The following is a 16,955-nucleotide window of genomic DNA, read 5'->3' as shown; positions in this document are numbered from 1 at the left end:
GCAGGTATGGAAACTCCTGCCCCTCCTTCAACTGTACCTGCACTGACAGACCGTTTTGGCCGCCGGGTCAGTTATTTGCGCCTGTCTGTCACTGATCGTTGTGATCTGCGTTGCAGTTATTGCATGCCCAAAGGTTTTTCTGGCTTTGAAGAACCTGAGAACTGGTTGCGCTTCAATGAAATCACCAGGGTTGTCGCTGCATTTTCCCGTATGGGTGTAGGGCGTGTGCGTCTGACGGGTGGCGAACCTTTGCTGCGCCGCGGCTTGCCACAGTTGGTGGCACAGCTATCCGGCTTGCCGGGTTTGCAAGACATTTCGCTGTCCACCAACGCAACGCAATTGCACAAGCATGCACAAGTCTTGCACGATGCAGGCGTGCGCCGCATCAATGTCAGCCTGGACAGTCTGGACCGAGCCTGCACGGAAAAAATCACCGGGCGCGACAGTTTCGCCAGCATCATGGCCGGGCTGCAGGCTGGCAAGCAAGCGGGGTTTGACCCTATCAAGCTGAACATGGTCGTGATGCGTGGTATCAATGACCATGAAATCATGCGCATGGCACAATTCTGTTTTGAAGAAGGCTTTATCCTGCGCCTGATAGAAGCCATGCCCATGGGTGAGACAGGTCGCAACAGTCAGTATATGGATATAGGCCCTATCCGCGATCAATTGGTCAGCCGGTTTAATTTGGTTCCCGCAGCGGCAGAACTCGGTGGTGGCCCGGCCCGCTACTGGACCACGGACGACAGCAAAGGCACGATAGGTTTCATCTCCCCCATCAGTCAGCATTTTTGCGCCACGTGCAACCGGGTGCGTTTGTCGGTAGATGGCACCTTATACATGTGCCTGGGGCAGGAAGAAAAATTTGAACTGCGGCCCTTGCTGCGCTCCGGTATCAGTGACCAGCAACTGGATGCTGCCATACGGACAGCGATAGAATTAAAGCCGGAGCGCCATGAATTCAAGGAGCAGCCGCATAAGATCATCCGTTTCATGTCACAAACTGGCGGTTAGCAGAATGATGGAGTAGCAAATGGAAGTCAGAAATATCCAGCAATTCATAGAAGGGTTCCAGCGTTTTCAAAGCAAATATTTCACAGGAGAAGACCGCCTGTTTGAAAAGCTGAATCACGGCCAGAATCCCACCACCTTATTGATAGGTTGTTGCGATTCACGGGTAGATCCTGCCTTGCTGCTGGATTGCGATCCTGGCGATATTTTTGTAGTCCGCAATGTCGCCAACCTGGTGCCACCCTGCAATGAATCAGCACAGCAACATGGCGTGAGTGCCGCCATACAGTTTGCCGTCGAGGCGCTGAATGTAAAACGCATCATCGTCATGGGACATGAAAAATGTGGTGGTATACGGGCGCTGATGCAAGGTTACCAGCCTAGTCGCAAGATAGATTTCATCGGCCGCTGGATGAAGATAGTTGAACCAGTCAAGCAGCAAGTGCTGCAGCAACTGGCAAATTGTTCAGAACCGGAACAGATACGCGCCTGTGAATTGGGAGCAATCATCAATTCCTTGAATAATTTGCGCAGTTTTCCCTGGATATCAGAGCGTGAGGCCAGAGGCGATATTGCTTTGCATGGCTGGTATTTTGATATGAGCAAGGGTGCCTTGCTGGCTTATTCAGAGCGGTCGGATACTTTTTTACCCATGGTATGCCCCCTGAACATTGCCAGCAAGGCTGTCATAAAAGAAGTCTCGTATAGCGAACCATGAAAAATGGCCTGCAATGCGCTTATACTACATCTGACACATACCAGCTAAAGCATCCATCATGAACCCTATCTCAGGCTCACCTTATACCTTGCCAGTAGGCAAGCGCCTGACTTTCAGGATATTGCTGACGACACTGATAGGTCTGGGCCTTACGCTGGCGGCAGTTGGCTACACCTTGTTGCTGTCATGGCAACTGGAGGGTGGTGGCGCTGCGATCAATGAAGCAGGCAGTTTGCGCATGCGTTCTTACCGTTTGGTCATGCAACTTGAGCACGATCACGCAGCGACCAGGATTGAGCAGGAGCTGGATGATTTCAATCGTACTTTAACGGATTTGCAGGCCGGTGATGCGAAACGGCCTTTGTTCCTGCCTGCTTCCAAGCCCATTCGTGAGCAAATGCTATTGGTACAAAATGAATGGCAACAACATATACAAGTCTATGCCAGAACAGTACTGGCAGAGAAGAATCCACAAGCAAAGCAGGCGGCACTGGCCCTCTACACCAAAGAATTACCTGTTTTCGTGGACAGCATCAATAAACTGGTATCACTGGTTGAAGTCGAACTGACAGAGAAAACGACCTGGTTGCGTTTATGCCAGACTGCCCTGATTTTTTTATCACTCGCTGCCAGTATTGCGCTGTTATATCTGCTGTATTTATGGATAGTCGGCCCGGTCACACGCATGCAGGCAGGTATCGCACGCATGTCCAAAGACGACTTGAGCGTGCGCCTGCCAATTGAGACTGAAGATGAGTTCGGCGTCCTGGCACAAGCCTTCAACCAGATGGCTGACCATGTACAAAGCGTACACCGCACTCTGGAAGAACGCGTTGCAGAAAAAACCGCCAGACTGCAGGACCAGAATCATGAGATCAGCACCTTGTATGAAATTGCCGGTTTCCTGGCAGGACCGCATGCGATAGAAGAATTATGTCGCGGCTTCCTGCACCGGATAATGCAGAGAATAGAAGCCGATGGCGGTACCGTGCGCATACTCGATAACCAGAGCGATAACCTGCATATAACGGTACATGAAGGTATCTCGGAGCAAATGATAGAAGAGGAACATTGCATCAAAAAGGATGATTGTCTGTGCGGTGCTGCTACCCACCAGGGCATCATCATTGTCCGCGACTTCCGCAAGATGGACCAGCAGCGCCGTTATCGCTGCCAGGAAGAGGGCTTTTTCTCGCTGGCGGTTTTCCAGATACTGGCGCGCGAACAAGTCATAGGCAGCTTCTCGCTACATTTTTCCAGGGAACGTGACATCACCAGCGAAGAACGGCGCCTGCTGGAGACACTGGGTAAAAACCTGGGTATTGCCATTGAAAACCAGCGGCTGATCGCCAGAGAAAAAGAATTTGCCGTATCGAATGAACGCAATCTGCTGGCGCAAGGCCTGCATGACAGCATTGCGCAAGGCTTGAATTTCCTGAACCTGCAAGTGCAGATGCTGGAAGATTCCTTGAGTCGTAATGATGTAGAAGAAATCAAGGATATCACCCCCATGCTCCGTGCCGGAGTGCAGGAAAGCTATGAAGACGTAAGGGAGCTATTGCTTAATTTCCGCACCCGCCTGCAAGACAGTAATCTGGAATCAGAAATGCGCAATGTCGTCGGCAAATTCCAGCGTCAGACTGGTGTGCATGGTGAGATTGAGTTCGTCGGAAATGGCGCACCTCTTGCGCCAGAACAGCAATTACAAGTGCTATTCATTTTGCAAGAAGCTTTGTCGAATGTGCGCAAGCATGCACAGGCCAGTGAGGTCAGGATCAAAGTACAGAATGAACGGGATTTTTCCCTGACTGTGACAGATGACGGTGAAGGATTCAACATGGACAGCGTTCATGAAAAAGGTGAAGCACATGTAGGCTTGCGCATCATGCAGGAAAGAGCAGAGCGACTGGCCGCCAAATTCGATATCAAGAGTCAGGTTGGTGAGGGCACTACCATCGCACTGGAATTGTTGCGGCAAGAACGTCTGGTAGCATAAGCATTATTTATAAAAAACCGGGGACACTGAATACCAATGCCAATCAAGATTTTACTGGTGGATGACCACACTCTTTTTCGCAGTGGTGTACGCTTATTGTTGCAGCGTAATCCAGAGTTTGAAGTGGTCGGTGAAGCTGTCGATGGTCTCGATGGTGTCAAACGCGCCAAGCAATTACGTCCCGATGTCGTATTGATGGACTTGAATATGCCAGGCTTGTCCGGTCTGGAAGCCATGCAACTCATCGTTGAAGACTTACCCGATACCGCTGTCCTGATGCTGACCGTTTCAGAAGAGGCCGAGGATTTGACTACCGCCTTAAAAAATGGCGCACGTGGCTATTTATTAAAAAACATAGAAGCTGAATATCTGACGCAGGCCATTAAACGCGCTGCTGCCGGTGAGCCTGTGATTGCCGAATCCATGACAGCCAAACTGGTCATGCAATTTCGCTCCGGTCTTAATCAGAATAACATACCCAAAAAAGAAAAACTGACGCCAAGGGAGCGCGAAACCATGGTCTGTCTGGCACGCGGTGAAAGCAATAAAGAAATTGCCCGCAATCTGGATGTGGCAGAAAGCACCGTCAAAATCCACGTGCAAAATATTTTGAAGAAACTGAATCTGACCAGCCGTGTGCAAATTGCTGTGTATGCAGTCGAACACGGCATGGATAAAAATTAAGTGTTCAGTACTTACGCAAAACCACTTCTCATCCCTTTGCAGCAGCGGCCTAGTCCTCCCGGCGTATAGGCATATCAGCACATCACTTCTACACTTGATCTCAATCAGTTTGCCGGAGATCTGTGATGACGAAAATAAATTTGTTGGGCCTGCTGCAAAATCATGCCTTGTTCCGCCATATTTCGCAGGAAGATGTCAGGGAATTGCAAAAAGAAGTTGTCAAGCTGGAGCTGGACAAAGGTGCAATGCTGTTTCGTAAAGGCGATATGGCAGAAGCCACCTACATCGTGGTTTTTGGCCTGGTCAAGCTGTGCCTGCCTTCATCGCAAGGTAACGACAAAGTCCTGGAGTTGATACGCGGTGGACAAAGCCTGGGTGAAGCCATGATGTTCCTGGATGAACCCTACCCTTTTTATGCAGAAGCTCTGGAGAACACGCTACTGTTGAAAATACCCCGCCAGGCCCTGCTGCAATTGCTGGATCGCTCACCATTGATATCCCGGCAAATGCTGGCCGGATTATCTTATCGCCTGTTGGGTTTTATCCGCAATGTAGAGCGTTATTCCCTGCAAAACGCCACCCAGAGAGTGATTGATTATCTGTTGCAGCTATCCGCCTCGCAGCATAGCAATGACATCCGTCTTGAACTCAAAAAACACCTGGTCGCCTCACTGCTGAATTTGTCACCAGAAACCTTGTCCCGTGTTTTGCATCAGTTGATGGATGAGCATTTGATCAAGGTATGTGGTGCCAGCATACATATATCATCCGAGGAAGCACTCAAGTCTTATCAGAAAAATATTCATGCATTGGCTTGAAGTCTGAAGAAACGCCGCTTTCTTGACCCAGCACAATGACCCAGCGAATAATTTTCATTACCATCTGATTCATGAAACCTATAGATCTGGTGGCTCCTGCCGGTAGTCTGCTCGCACTGAAGGCAGCGGTAGATAAAGGGGCGAATGCGGTATACCTTGGTTTGCGCAATGCGACCAATGCACGCAATTTTGGTGGCCTTAATTTTGGCGATCATGAGATACGGCAAGGTGTCGCCTATGCCCATGCGCGTGGCCGGCAAATTCTTTTTGCCATCAATACTTATCCGCAAGCGCGTGCCGTCGCCGAATGGCGGGCGGCAATTGACACTGCGGTACAAATGGGTGCAGACGCGGTGATCCTGGCTGACCCCGGTCTGATGGCCTATGCCCGTGACCGCTACCCGGATTTACGCCTGCATTTGTCGGTGCAGGGTTCTGCGAGTACCCTGGATGCAATCGAGCTCATGCGTGAGCAATTTGCGATCAAACGTGCAGTACTACCCCGTGTCCTGACCCTGTCAGAAATTGAAAAAATTATTCGCCAGACCAGCGTGGAAATCGAAGTCTTTGGCTTTGGCAGCCTGTGTGTCATGGCGGAAGGGCGCTGCCTTTTATCCAGCTATGTCACCGGCGACTCACCAAATAATAAAGGCGTATGTTCGCCAGCCCATGCCGTAAGCTGGGAAGAACAAGACCAGACCATGTATGCACGTCTGGGCGGCACCCTGATAGATCGCTATGCACCCGGTGAAGCTGCCGGTTATCCAACCTTGTGCAAAGGGCGCTTTGAAGTGGAAGGTGAAATCGACTATGCACTGGAAGAACCAACCAGCCTGAATGCCATAGGTCTCTTGCCCAAGCTGATCAATATGGGTGTTGCCGCGATCAAGATAGAGGGCCGCCAGCGCAGCCCGAATTACGTCAGCCAGGTCGTTGGTACCCTGCGTGCGGCACTCAATGCTGCACAACGCGACCCGGAACGTTATACACCCCGCACAGACTGGCAGGCCAGCCTGGCCCGCCATGCCGAAGGTGCGCAAGTGACTCAGGGCGCTTTTGAACGTCCGTGGAAATAATATGACTGCCAGCTTACCCGCTACCACAGCCCTGCTTTCCCTCGCACCCCTGGCCTATTACTGGTCCAGGCAGGATACGTTAAGTTTTTATGTCGAAGCCATGCAATGGCCGGTCGATATTATCTATCTCGGTGAAGTCACCTGCTCGCGCCGTCATCTGATGAAACTGGATGACTGGCTGGCGCTGGGCAAGGAATTAAGGGACGCCGGCAAGCAGGTCGTGTTGTCCAGCCTGACCCTGATAGACAGTGAAGCCGACCGGCGCAATATGCACAGGATGATAGAACGTGCCTGTGCAGAAGACTTCCTGGTCGAGGCGAATGACTACAGTGCCGTGCGCGCCATGCAGGGTAAGGCCTTTGTCGCCGGGCCGCATCTGAATATCTACCATGCAGACAGTCTGGCATGGCTGGCCAGCCTCGGTGCTTGCCGCTTTTTACCACCGCTGGAAATGGGGCGCGATGCGCTGGCAGCCTTGCAACAGCAACGCGGTGAACAGATGCAGACTGAAGTACAGGTCTGGGGGCGCATGGCACTGGCTTTTTCATCACGCTGCTTCACTGCAAGACATCATCGCCTGCGCAAGGATAGTTGTGAATTCCGTTGTGAACTATACCCGGACGGCCTGCCCCTGGCCACCCGTGACGGCAAGGATTTTTTGACCATCAATGGCATACAGACCCAGAGTGCCAGTTGCGTCGATCTGGGTGCGCAATTACCTGAACTGGCCGCCATGCAGGTGGATATCTTGCGCCTGCAGCCACAGTCACAAGACATGGCAGAAGTGATTGCAGCATTTGACAGCGCCAGAACGGCAAAGCTGGCTGCCGATGTCAGCGAGACCCTGCTGCCACCCCACGCGCAGCGCAGCAATGGTTACTGGATGGATAAACCCGGCATGCAATGGCTGGCGGGGGAAGGATAAATCAACATGGACCTGAGTAATTTCCGTTTTCCCCAGAGTGTACAAAAACTGGGCAGCTATTTACCTGCACCACTGGCGAATGCCCCTTTGATGCTGCTGCTTGAACTCGCCAGGCGGCGGGCACTGCTGGTCGCACCTGAGAGCCTGTACGGCAAGAGTTTTCGTATCAGGGTAGAAGACCTCGGTTTGTCGCTGTGTTTTTACTGCGAGGCTGGCAAATTCAAGCCACTATCATCTTTGCCCCAGCCGGATGTCAGCCTGTCTGCCAGCGCCATGGATTTTTTAAAACTGGCAACTGGCCAGGAAGATGCCGACACCCTGTTCTTCCGCCGCCGTTTGAAGATGGAAGGTGACACTGAGCTGGGCATCGCCGTCAAATACTGGCTCGATGCCAGCGAACGCCCGGCCTGGCTCGCCCGCTTTGGTCAGCGCTTCATGCATGCAGGTGAAGGTGTGTGATGAAAACCGTGCCACTGCCTCTGGTGTATTCCTGCTCTGGCTGTTCCAGTGTCGCGCAACTGGCCAATGATTGTGCGCTCAGGCTGGACCGCGAGCAAAAGGCACAGATGTCCTGCATCAGTGGCGTTGGTGGTGGCGTTGCCAGCCTGGTTAAACTGGCGCAATCTGGCAGGCCTGTACTCGCACTGGATGGCTGCGCACTGGCCTGTGTCAAAGCTTGCCTGCAACAGGCAGGTGTTGTCCCTGATGTCCATCTGGTGCTGAACCAGCAAGGCGCGCGCAAGCGCTTCCATGCTGATGCCACTGAAGATGAGAGGGAACATATCTGGCAACAGGTCGAAGATGCAGTGCAGACACTACAAACCCTGGAGCCACAAGCATGATACCAGGCTTATATTTTGCGGGGCCTCCCTGGCCCCACCCAAGGGATACATGATCATGAAACGTCTTGCCACCGCCCCCCACAGGCTGTATTTCTTTCTCGGTACTGTGTCTGTCTTTATCCTGTTTTTCTGGTGGTGGTTGCAGCTACAGCATCCGCAAACCATGGCCATACCTTTGCATGCCTTGTTGATGCCGCTAGGTGTCTTCCCCTTGTTCATTTTGGGTTTTACTTTCACTGCCGGGCCTAAATGGCTGGCTGTCAGCGCTGACGATGATTACTTCCTGCTGCATGGAGCCACCTATTTTTGCGGCCTGCTGCTGGCCATGCTGGCAGCCAGCCTGGGCTTGTCACCTTTGCGCAGTTCGGGTTTTGCACTGATGCTATGCGCCTGGCTGGCAGTGACCTGGCGCTGGGCCGGTTTGATCAAACGCAGCACGGTGCCGGATAAAAAACATGCGATTGCCATTCTGCTTGCCATGTGCGGTGGAGCATGTGCACTGGCAGCGACCCTGATGTGGAGTTGTGGCTGGACGGATGCATGGATCGTCGCCCGGCAATGCGCCTTCTTTGGTTTTTTACTGCCCGTGTTCCTGACAGTCTGCCATCGCATGCTGCCATTTTTTAGCGGCAATATCATCAAGCCTTATGTGGTCTGGCGTCCTTACTGGTTGCTGCTTGCCTGGTTAAGCGGCTCTGGTTTGCTGGTGATCAGCGGCAGCCTGCAATGGCGCTGGCTGGAAGCAGGCGCGGCCACAACGATGAGCCTGAGTTTCATGTACACCTCTTGGCGCTGGGGCCTGTTGCGCAGCATGGCAAACCGGCTGCTGGCCATGCTGCATCTGTCGTTTGCCTGGCTTGCCATCGTCTTTGCCCTGCAGGCTGCGGGCGCGTATGGCGTATCAGTAGGGTCTGCGCCCGTGCATGCGCTGGCCCTGGGTTTCATGGGTACCATGCTGGTGGCATTTGTCAGCCGGGTTACTTATGGCCACAGTGGTCGCCCGCTGCAGGCCTCCGGCCTGTTATGGGGTATTTACCTGGGCTTGCATATTGCCGCCCTATTGCGCATTTTGGGAAGCCTGCTGTCATACAGTTTTCTCATCACGGTCTCTGCAAGCGCCTGGCTCGCCCTGCTGGCCTGCTGGGTCGCCATGATGTTGCCCATCTACCTGAAGGCAAGGTCAGATGGGCAGGCTGGTTAATTGTAAAGCCCATAAAAAAAATCAGGCGCGTATATACACCCAGGCTTGCTTGCCAGACTTCAGGGATACCGAAACACGCTTGTAGTCTGCCACTTCATAGGCGTCTGCGGCTGCAAGCTCTTGCGCGGTGATCGTAAAGACAGTGCCAGCAACTTCATCAGCGGGGTTGGCGCTGGCCTGGACGATGGGGTGATGCGTCTTGCCACTGGTTGCCACGACATCAGGATCAGCTATGGCGAGCATTGTTTGCGCATAGCCAGGCAGGGAATCTGGCTTGCCTGCAAGTTCACGGCCAAAATTGGCAAGTTGCACCGCCTTATCTTGCAGGGTTCCATAAGAAAATAGCAGTACTCCAGTATCTTGCGACAAAGTCATGTTTACTTTTCCTCAAATTAATGATGTGAATTGGTGATGCAAGTCGATAAGGTATGTAGAAATTAATTCTCAGCCTATGAGCTTTAATAACTTCAGCATGCGTGCAAAGGTTTTTCCGTAAGGCGGATAAAGCAGGTGCATGCCATTCAGGCTGCTTTGATAGAACACAGGCTTCTCCTTGCTCAGCGCACGGAAACCCCATTCGCCATGGTAGGCACCCATGCCGCTGGCACCAACGCCACCGAAAGGCTGTGATTCCTGACTCAGATGCCACAGGCAATCATTGATGGTCACACCACCAGAGACGGTTTGTTGCAGCACCAGGTCGCGGTTACGATTGTCAGCGCCGTACCAGTACAGGGCCAGCGGACGCTCTCTCTCAATGATGAATTCTATCGCCTCTTTGATGTCGCCCTGATAGGTGATGATCGGCAGCAAGGGGCCAAAAATTTCTTCCTGCATGATGCGCATGTCTGGCGTGGCATTCAAGACCAGCACCGGTGCCTGTTTGCGTGCGGCTGTCATGCCTGCAGACTGGGCAGTGCTGGTGAGTGGCAGCAATTGCGCACCTTGCTCGACTGCATCATTCAACAAGCCTTGCAGGCGCTGGTAATGATGGTCGTTGATGATGGCGGTGTAGTCTGGATTGTCTTCCAGCACCGGGTACATTTTGCCCGTGGCGGCCATCAACGCTGCCACCAGTTCATCACGCTTGTCTGCTGGCACCAGCACATAATCCGGTGCCACGCAGGTCTGGCCTGCATTGAGTAATTTGCCAAAAGCCAGACTGGCTGCGGCGGTCTTGATATTGGCGCTGGCATCCACTATGGCCGGGGATTTGCCACCGAGTTCCAGCGTTACCGGTGTCAGGTTTTTGGCTGCAGCAACTGCCACATGCCTGCCGATTGCGGTTGAACCTGTGAACACCAGGTGATCGAAACGCAGTTCAGAAAATGCTTTCGCTACATCGGCACCGCCAGTGACAACCACCATTTCATCCTCAGAGAAATAATCAGCAACCAGCTTCGCCAGCAGTGCTGAATAATGTGGCGTCAGTTCTGACGGTTTGAGCATGACGCGGTTGCCTGCGGCAAAGGCGGCAATGGTAGGCCCCAGCGCCAGTTGATGCGGATAATTCCATGGCGAGATGATGCCAACCACACCCAGGGGCTGGCTCAGCAGCCTGTTCTTTGCAGGCAAATATTGCAGGGCGGTAGCAGCACGCTGTGGCTTCATCCAGCCAGCAAGGTGGCGCCTGGTGTGCTTGATGGAAGAAACAATCAACGATAAATCTGCCAGTTCGGTTTCATGTGCAGAGCGATGCCCAAAATCCTTGCTGATCGCCTTGTTGATTTCAGCGCCATGTTGCACGGTTATTTTTTCCAGGCGATTGAGCCAGTCCAATCGTTGTTGCAGATCAGGATGAGGCTGGGCGCGGTAGGCGACACGCAAACGCTTCAGCGTTGCTTCCAGGGTTTGTGCAATGACTTCGGGTGCCAGATTTATTTCCATACCGGTCTCCTGAACATAAGTGAGCATTAATGCAATTTTGCCATTATGCGTCAAATTTCAAGCGGATCAAGGTATAAATGTATGAGCAGCCTTACATATCAAAAATGCGCATGGAAACCAGCCAGCATCACCTGACCGGTTTTTGACATCATCTACTCAAATACCCTTGCGCACCAGAACCGGATCAGGCCTATATACCGCTGGCATGACACGCTTGAGGTTCTCGACCTTGGGCAAGTCGTTGATCGCAATGTATGGCTCATTAGGATGCAGGGTCAGGTAATTCTGATGATAGCCCTCTGCCGGAAAAAATCCTGTGTCTGCTTCCAGGGTAGTCGCCAGTTTGCTACGGAAAGCATGCGAGGCATTCAGTTGGGCCATGTATTTTTCAGCTACATCGCGTTGCATCAGCGTGGCTGGAAAAATCGCGGAACGGTATTGCGTGCCACTATCCGGACCCTGGCGGTTCAACTGGGTGGGGTCATGTGCAACTGAGAAAAATATCTGCAGCAGCTTGCCATAACTGATCTGGGTGGGGTCATAGGTCACCTGCACTGCTTCTGCATGACCAGTTGCGCCTGAACCTACCAGTTCATAATGCGCAGTAGCTGCCTTGCCACCGGCATAGCCCGAGACTGCATTGGTGACGCCACGTACATGCTGGAAAACGCCCTGCACACCCCAGAAGCAACCACCGGCAAACACTGCGGTCTCCGTCTTGGCGCTGCCTGCCGGTGCATCCGCCACTGGGGCGGCAATGATGACTGCTGCCTCACCGGCCCTTACCTGACCATTCAAAACCAGTGCTGCGGCGACACTGCCTATGCCCAGCACCAGTGCTGTGAATCTGTTTGCTATTTTCATGCCGTACTCCTTGTAGAAGGAAAATCAACCAAAAGTGAAGGCGTAGGCCTCTACTCCCGGATCAAGAAACTCTATGCTGAAAGTGTGCCCGACGACTTTACCGGATTGCCGCACCAGTTGGTACAAGCGCTGTCCAGTTACGGTGCCGGCACCGTCGGCTGCTATGTCGCTGCCATGCGCTGCACCAGGTGCAGCGCCGTCAATAGTGACGCGGAAACGCACGGGCTTGCCGTCTTTGCCTGGACCCAGCACCAGATGCAGGTCACGGGCATGGAAGCGGTAAGTGATGCGCCCACCCTTCTGCGTCAGGGCGGCATGCTCTTCCTGTACCTTCCAGTTACCTGCCAGACCCCATTGATTCAGCGTCAGTTGCGCTGGCAAGCTGTAATCGGCATTGCGGTTTTGCTGTACACCGCCAGTTGACACAAAGTTTTGCACGCGGCTGTAACCAAGATAGGTTTCTGGTGATTTGACCTGGCTATCGTCCGCTGCCATTTGCGCACCAGCCGCCCCCGTCTCGATGACGACATCATTGGCAACATTTTTCTGCCCTGCTTCTTCCAGCAATTGCTGTATCACCTGTTCAGATTGCACATATTCACCTTCACCAAAATGATGGTGGCGGATGCGGCCAGTGGCATCGATGAAATAATGTGCAGGCCAGTATTTGTTGCCAAAGGCACGCCAGATTGCATAATTGTTGTCGATGGCAACCGGGTAGCTGATACCCAGGTCACGCACGGCCTTGCTGACATTGGCAGGGTCGCGCTCAAACGCAAATTCAGGCGCGTGCACACCAATCACGACCAGGCCCTGGTCACGGTATTTTTTCGCCCATGCCTGCACATACTGCAGGTTGCGCAGGCAGTTGATGCAAGAGTAGGTCCAGAAGTCGATGAGCACGACCTTGCCTTTGAGCTCTTGCGCAGTCAGTGGTTTGGAATTGAGCCATTGTGTTACACCATCCAACGCTGGCATGCGCCCTTCTTCTGGTAAAGCGCCTGCTGTAGCTGCATTGCTACCTTGGGCAGACATCATGGCATTCGATGGTGCCATGATGTTAGATGTCATCTGCTTGTTCGATGCCATCATGGCATTGGACGCCATCATCGCATTCGAGGCAGTCATCGTTCCCTGTTGCGGTGCGGTCTGTGCCTGCGCTGGATTGGCTTGTACATCCGGTGAATTTGGCGCATAGCGGTCTATCAATTGCTGTTCCAAACCTGAGGTGGCAACAGTAGATAAGCGTGTCAGCAGGCCAGTATCCAGACCCAGCGCAATCGCAGCAACACCGGCTATCATCGCAGCACCCAAAATGCGGCGTACCCATTCACCAGCACCCAGTGAGCGTTTCATCACGGCAAATACCTTGCCACCTATCAGCAAGGCCACTGCCAGTGAAGTCGCGGCACCGGCAGCATACGCCAGCAGCAGGAAAGTTGTCTGTACACTCGCACCATTGAGTGCTGCGCCAGTGAGCAGCAGACCAAGTACCGGCCCGGCACAGGGTGCCCACAACAGGCCAGTCGCCACACCAAGCAATAACGATGAACCTATGCCACCGCCATCTGCCTGTGCCGTACTTGATAAACGGTCACCAGCAGCCACCAGTGGCTTGGTGAGCTTGTCAGCCAGGTGTGGGAACAATAGCATCAGCCCAAAGAAAGCCAACAAGGCCATCGCCAGCCAGCGGCCATATTGATTGGTCTGCAACACCCAGTTACCGCCCACCGCAGCCAATGTCGCAACGGCAGCAAAGGTCAAGGCCATGCCCACCAGCAATGGCAAACCACTGCGGCGGAAAGGCTGACCAGTGCGGGCGAAGACAAAGGGCAGCACTGGCAGGATGCAGGGGCTGAGTATGGTCAGCACGCCACCAAGATAAGAAATAAGTATCAACAACATGTTTGCTTTCTGTGTACAGTTCAGAACGTGTTTACGATCTATAGCGAGCGGGGGTCAGCGGAGTCAGGTTAACAAAACGCAGCGCAAAAAACGGAATGTACTTGTAGTACATGAGCATTTTGAGCAGCGCATGAACTCCGATTGCGCACGCGCTTTAGATCGTAAGCAGGTTCTCAGGCTTTGCCGGGGGTGAATGTCATCGCCACGCCATTCATGCAATAACGTAGGCCAGTAGGACGCGGGCCGTCATCAAATACATGGCCGAGATGACCACCGCAGCGGCGGCACAGTACTTCTGTACGAAGCATGCCAAAGGTGGTGTCGGTCACATTGTTGACTGCGCGCTCCAGCGGCGCATAAAAACTGGGCCAGCCAGTGCCGCTGTCAAACTTGGTTTTCGATGAAAACAGCGGCAACTGGCAACCAGCGCAACTGAACTGGCCACTGCGATGTTCATCATTGAGTGGACTGGTAAAGGCCCGTTCGGTCGCGCCACGGCGCAAGACCTCGTATTGCATGCCGGTCAGCAGACGACGCCATTCGGCATCGGTGCGCTGGACTTCAAACGCAGTGTTGGATGAATTACCGGCGGGGGCTGCTGATAACATGGGGCTCATGGCCAGCATGCTGCCAGCCAGTAAAAATTGACGTCGGTTTTGCATAAATCCTCCTTGGTGTTGGTTCCACTCCTGTACCATGATTCTTATTGTGCGCCCCAATCGCTGTCCAAGTCTTCACGTAAAGTTAAACGATTTGTGATACTTTTTTACCCGCAAATCCTGCACAATGACAACATTAAAGCAGCCTGCAGGAGCCTTGCCTTGGATACAGTAAAACGTATATTGATCGTGGAAGATGATATGCCCATCGCCGACCTGCTGCGCCTGCACATGAAGGACGAGGGCTATCAGGTCACGCATTGTGCTGACGGCAAACAAGGTCTCGCACAATTGCGTACTGGTAAATGGGATGCCCTGATACTCGACATCATGCTGCCCGGTGTAGATGGGCTGGAGATTTGCCGTCAGGCGCGCGCCATGGAAAACTATGTTCCGATTATCATCATCAGCGCCCGTTCCAGCGAAGTGCACCGCATTTTGGGTCTGGAACTGGGGGCTGACGATTACCTGGCCAAACCTTTCTCGGTGCTGGAACTGGTGGCCCGCGTCAAGGCCATGCTGCGCCGTGCCGATGCGATGGACAAGAGCCGCCGCACTGAAGCCGGTGATGTAGCCGTAGATGGCGTGGCCTTGTCACCAGTGACACGCGTTGCCACTGCCGATGGCAAGTTGCTGGACCTGACCCCGCGCGAATTTGACTTGCTATATTTTTTTGTACGCCACCCCGGCCAGGTATATTCGCGCCTGGATTTGCTCAACAAGGTCTGGGGTTATGAGCATGAGGGGTATGAACATACAGTCAATACCCACATCAATCGCCTGCGCGCCAAGATAGAGAGCAATCCGGCTGAGCCTCACCGCATACTGACGGTGTGGGGCAAAGGTTACCGTTACGCGCTGCCGGGAGAGGTGACGTGAAGCTGACACTATCACAGCGCTTGTCGCTGGTTTTTTCTGTATTGTTGCTGGCCAGTTGCGGTGTTTCTGCCTGGTTGCAGATACGCGCCAATGATATGCGTGAGATGGAAGTGGTGCAGGGCCTGTCACGCGGCCTGGCAGGCAGCATTGCAGTCAATGCGCAATTGACGGGTACAGAAGAAATGGGGCCTGATTCTGTACGTCGCCTGTTCGATCAATTGATGACCGTCAACCCCAGTGTAGAAGTCTATCTGCTCGATGAAACCGGCAAGATCATCGGCAATGCGGCACCGCCTGGCCGTCTGAAGCGCCAGCAAGTTGATCTGGCACCCATACGCAAATTCCTCGATGGACGCATGCTGCCCATACTTGGTGACGACCCACGCAGTGAAAGCAGGCGCAAGGTATTCAGCGTAGCGGCATTGCGCAGTAACAGGCCTGAAGCACATTACATTTACGTGATTTTGCAGGGTGAAGAGCATGACCGCTATGCCGCTCACGCAGGTATCAATGCCGTACTGCGTGTTACCTTGTTTTCGATGGCGCTGGTGGCCCTGCTGACCCTGGTGGCAGGCTGGGCTGCACTGCGCTGGGTCACTCGCCCCTTGCATAAACTGGCAGACACCATGCGCCGTTTTGATACCCAGGCTGAACAACCCGTCGTACCGCCACCGTCAGCACAGACCACTAATCAGCGCGATGAAATTGCGGTGCTGGAAACCAGCTTCGGACAAATGGCGGCGCGCATCAATGAGCAATGGCATACATTGAAACAGATGGACCATGACAGACGCGAAGTGGTTGCCAATATCTCGCACGACCTGCGCACACCGCTGACATCAATCCACGGTTATCTGGAAACCCTGGCCGCCAGAGATGCGACGCTGGATGCGGCTGAGCGCCAGCGCTATCTGGCAATTGCACTGGGCCAGAGCCGCAAGGTTGGCCGCCTGGCGCAAGCCCTGTTTGACCTGGCGCGTCTCGAACATGGCGGGGTAGAGCCAGAACCGGAAGCCTTCATGCTGAATGACCTGATACAGGACGTGTTCCAGAAGTTTGAACTGCAGGCACAAAACGGCCAGGTCAGGCTGGAAGCAGAACTGGATGGCAATGCCATGGTCATGGCAGACCTTGGCATGATAGAGCGGGTGCTGACCAACCTGATCGACAATGCCATACGCCATACACCGGCAGGCGGCGTGGTGACTGTGGCAGTAACAAAACGCTTGCAGGCAGTGGAAATCTGCATACGCGATACCGGCCCCGGCATACCCGTTGAATTACTGGACAAACTGTTCAAGCGGCCATTTGCGCTCAGTGGTGAAAGGCACGGTGGTGGTGGTCTGGGCTTGCTGATCGTGCACCGCATATTGCAATTGCATCACAGCAGCATAGAGTTGCGTAATGATGCAAGCAATACGGGTGCTTGTTTTTGCTTTGAATTGCCATTGGCGACAAGCCCAGGTGGAGTCTGACTTATCTAACTTACT

17 protein-coding genes are annotated in these 16,955 nt (G+C 53.4%); 12 read left to right on the top strand and 5 right to left on the bottom strand.

Annotated elements, in window-relative coordinates:
- Nucleotides 1-6: 6 nt before the first annotated feature.
- The 10 genes from moaA to AC07OI_RS11370 all read left to right on the top strand — a co-directional run bounded on the left by moaA (nt 7) and on the right by AC07OI_RS11370 (nt 9,271).
- Nucleotides 7-1,014 (top strand): GTP 3',8-cyclase MoaA, encoded by a 1,008-nt coding sequence (gene moaA / locus AC07OI_RS11415; protein WP_492702195.1) that lies wholly within the window; start codon nt 7-9, stop codon nt 1,012-1,014.
- 19 nt (nt 1,015-1,033) lie between these two features.
- On the top strand, nt 1,034-1,729 hold the full coding sequence (locus tag AC07OI_RS11410) for a carbonic anhydrase (protein WP_495257296.1): 696 nt from the start codon (nt 1,034-1,036) through the stop codon (nt 1,727-1,729).
- Nucleotides 1,730-1,787: 58 nt separating this feature from the next.
- Nucleotides 1,788-3,725: a type IV pili methyl-accepting chemotaxis transducer N-terminal domain-containing protein gene (locus AC07OI_RS11405; protein WP_495257295.1), complete on the top strand. Its 1,938-nt coding sequence runs from the start codon at nt 1,788-1,790 to the stop codon at nt 3,723-3,725.
- Between the two features lie 36 nt (nt 3,726-3,761).
- On the top strand, nt 3,762-4,409 hold the full coding sequence (locus tag AC07OI_RS11400) for a response regulator (RefSeq protein ID WP_492702200.1): 648 nt from the start codon (nt 3,762-3,764) through the stop codon (nt 4,407-4,409).
- Nucleotides 4,410-4,534: 125 nt separating this feature from the next.
- Nucleotides 4,535-5,227, top strand: coding sequence for a Crp/Fnr family transcriptional regulator (locus AC07OI_RS11395; protein WP_492702202.1), 693 nt, complete (start codon nt 4,535-4,537; stop codon nt 5,225-5,227).
- Nucleotides 5,228-5,298: 71 nt separating this feature from the next.
- Complete coding sequence (gene ubiU, locus AC07OI_RS11390) at nt 5,299-6,303, top strand: ubiquinone anaerobic biosynthesis protein UbiU (RefSeq protein ID WP_495257294.1); 1,005 nt, start codon at nt 5,299-5,301, stop codon at nt 6,301-6,303.
- 1 nt (nt 6,304) lies between these two features.
- A complete protein-coding gene (ubiV, locus tag AC07OI_RS11385) occupies nt 6,305-7,228 on the top strand; it encodes a ubiquinone anaerobic biosynthesis protein UbiV (RefSeq protein ID WP_495257293.1) in 924 nt (307 codons plus the stop codon).
- A 6-nt stretch (nt 7,229-7,234) separates the two neighbouring features.
- Nucleotides 7,235-7,687, top strand: a complete 453-nt coding sequence (ubiT, locus tag AC07OI_RS11380) for a ubiquinone anaerobic biosynthesis accessory factor UbiT (protein ID WP_495257292.1) — start codon at nt 7,235-7,237, stop codon at nt 7,685-7,687.
- Nucleotides 7,687-8,070: a putative zinc-binding protein gene (locus AC07OI_RS11375; RefSeq protein WP_492702210.1), complete on the top strand. Its 384-nt coding sequence runs from the start codon at nt 7,687-7,689 to the stop codon at nt 8,068-8,070. Before ubiT ends, AC07OI_RS11375 begins: the two co-directional genes overlap by 1 nt.
- Nucleotides 8,071-8,125: 55 nt before the next feature.
- Nucleotides 8,126-9,271, top strand: a complete 1,146-nt coding sequence (locus AC07OI_RS11370; RefSeq protein WP_495257291.1) for an NnrS family protein — start codon at nt 8,126-8,128, stop codon at nt 9,269-9,271.
- Nucleotides 9,272-9,292: 21 nt separating this feature from the next.
- On the opposite strand, the gene AC07OI_RS11365 is transcribed toward AC07OI_RS11370, so the two are convergent.
- The 5 genes from AC07OI_RS11365 to msrB all read right to left on the bottom strand — a co-directional run bounded on the left by AC07OI_RS11365 (nt 9,293) and on the right by msrB (nt 14,589).
- Nucleotides 9,293-9,646: a gamma-glutamylcyclotransferase family protein gene (locus AC07OI_RS11365; RefSeq protein ID WP_495257290.1), complete on the bottom strand. Its 354-nt coding sequence runs from the start codon at nt 9,644-9,646 to the stop codon at nt 9,293-9,295.
- A 69-nt stretch (nt 9,647-9,715) separates the two neighbouring features.
- Nucleotides 9,716-11,158, bottom strand: coding sequence for a coniferyl aldehyde dehydrogenase (locus tag AC07OI_RS11360; RefSeq protein ID WP_495257289.1), 1,443 nt, complete (start codon nt 11,156-11,158; stop codon nt 9,716-9,718).
- Nucleotides 11,159-11,314: 156 nt separating this feature from the next.
- Nucleotides 11,315-12,022, bottom strand: coding sequence for a peptide-methionine (S)-S-oxide reductase MsrA (gene msrA, locus AC07OI_RS11355; RefSeq protein WP_492702218.1), 708 nt, complete (start codon nt 12,020-12,022; stop codon nt 11,315-11,317).
- A 24-nt stretch (nt 12,023-12,046) separates the two neighbouring features.
- Complete coding sequence (locus AC07OI_RS11350) at nt 12,047-13,927, bottom strand: cytochrome c biogenesis protein DipZ (protein WP_495257288.1); 1,881 nt, start codon at nt 13,925-13,927, stop codon at nt 12,047-12,049.
- A gap of 173 nt (nt 13,928-14,100) precedes the next feature.
- A complete protein-coding gene (gene msrB / locus AC07OI_RS11345; protein ID WP_495257287.1) occupies nt 14,101-14,589 on the bottom strand; it encodes a peptide-methionine (R)-S-oxide reductase MsrB in 489 nt (162 codons plus the stop codon).
- A gap of 159 nt (nt 14,590-14,748) precedes the next feature.
- On the opposite strand from msrB, the gene AC07OI_RS11340 reads away from it, so the two are divergent.
- Nucleotides 14,749-15,465, top strand: a complete 717-nt coding sequence (locus AC07OI_RS11340; RefSeq protein ID WP_495257286.1) for a response regulator transcription factor — start codon at nt 14,749-14,751, stop codon at nt 15,463-15,465.
- The gene (locus AC07OI_RS11335; RefSeq protein WP_495257285.1) at nt 15,462-16,940 is read left to right on the top strand and encodes a HAMP domain-containing sensor histidine kinase; all 1,479 of its coding nucleotides are present in this window, start codon (nt 15,462-15,464) and stop codon (nt 16,938-16,940) included. Before AC07OI_RS11340 ends, AC07OI_RS11335 begins: the two co-directional genes overlap by 4 nt.
- Nucleotides 16,941-16,955: the final 15 nt, after the last annotated feature.

Source organism: Undibacterium sp. GW821-FHT07F11 (assembly GCF_059418665.1).
The sequence above is the reverse complement of the archived record's forward strand: the minus strand, read 5'-3'. Positions and strand labels throughout refer to the sequence as shown.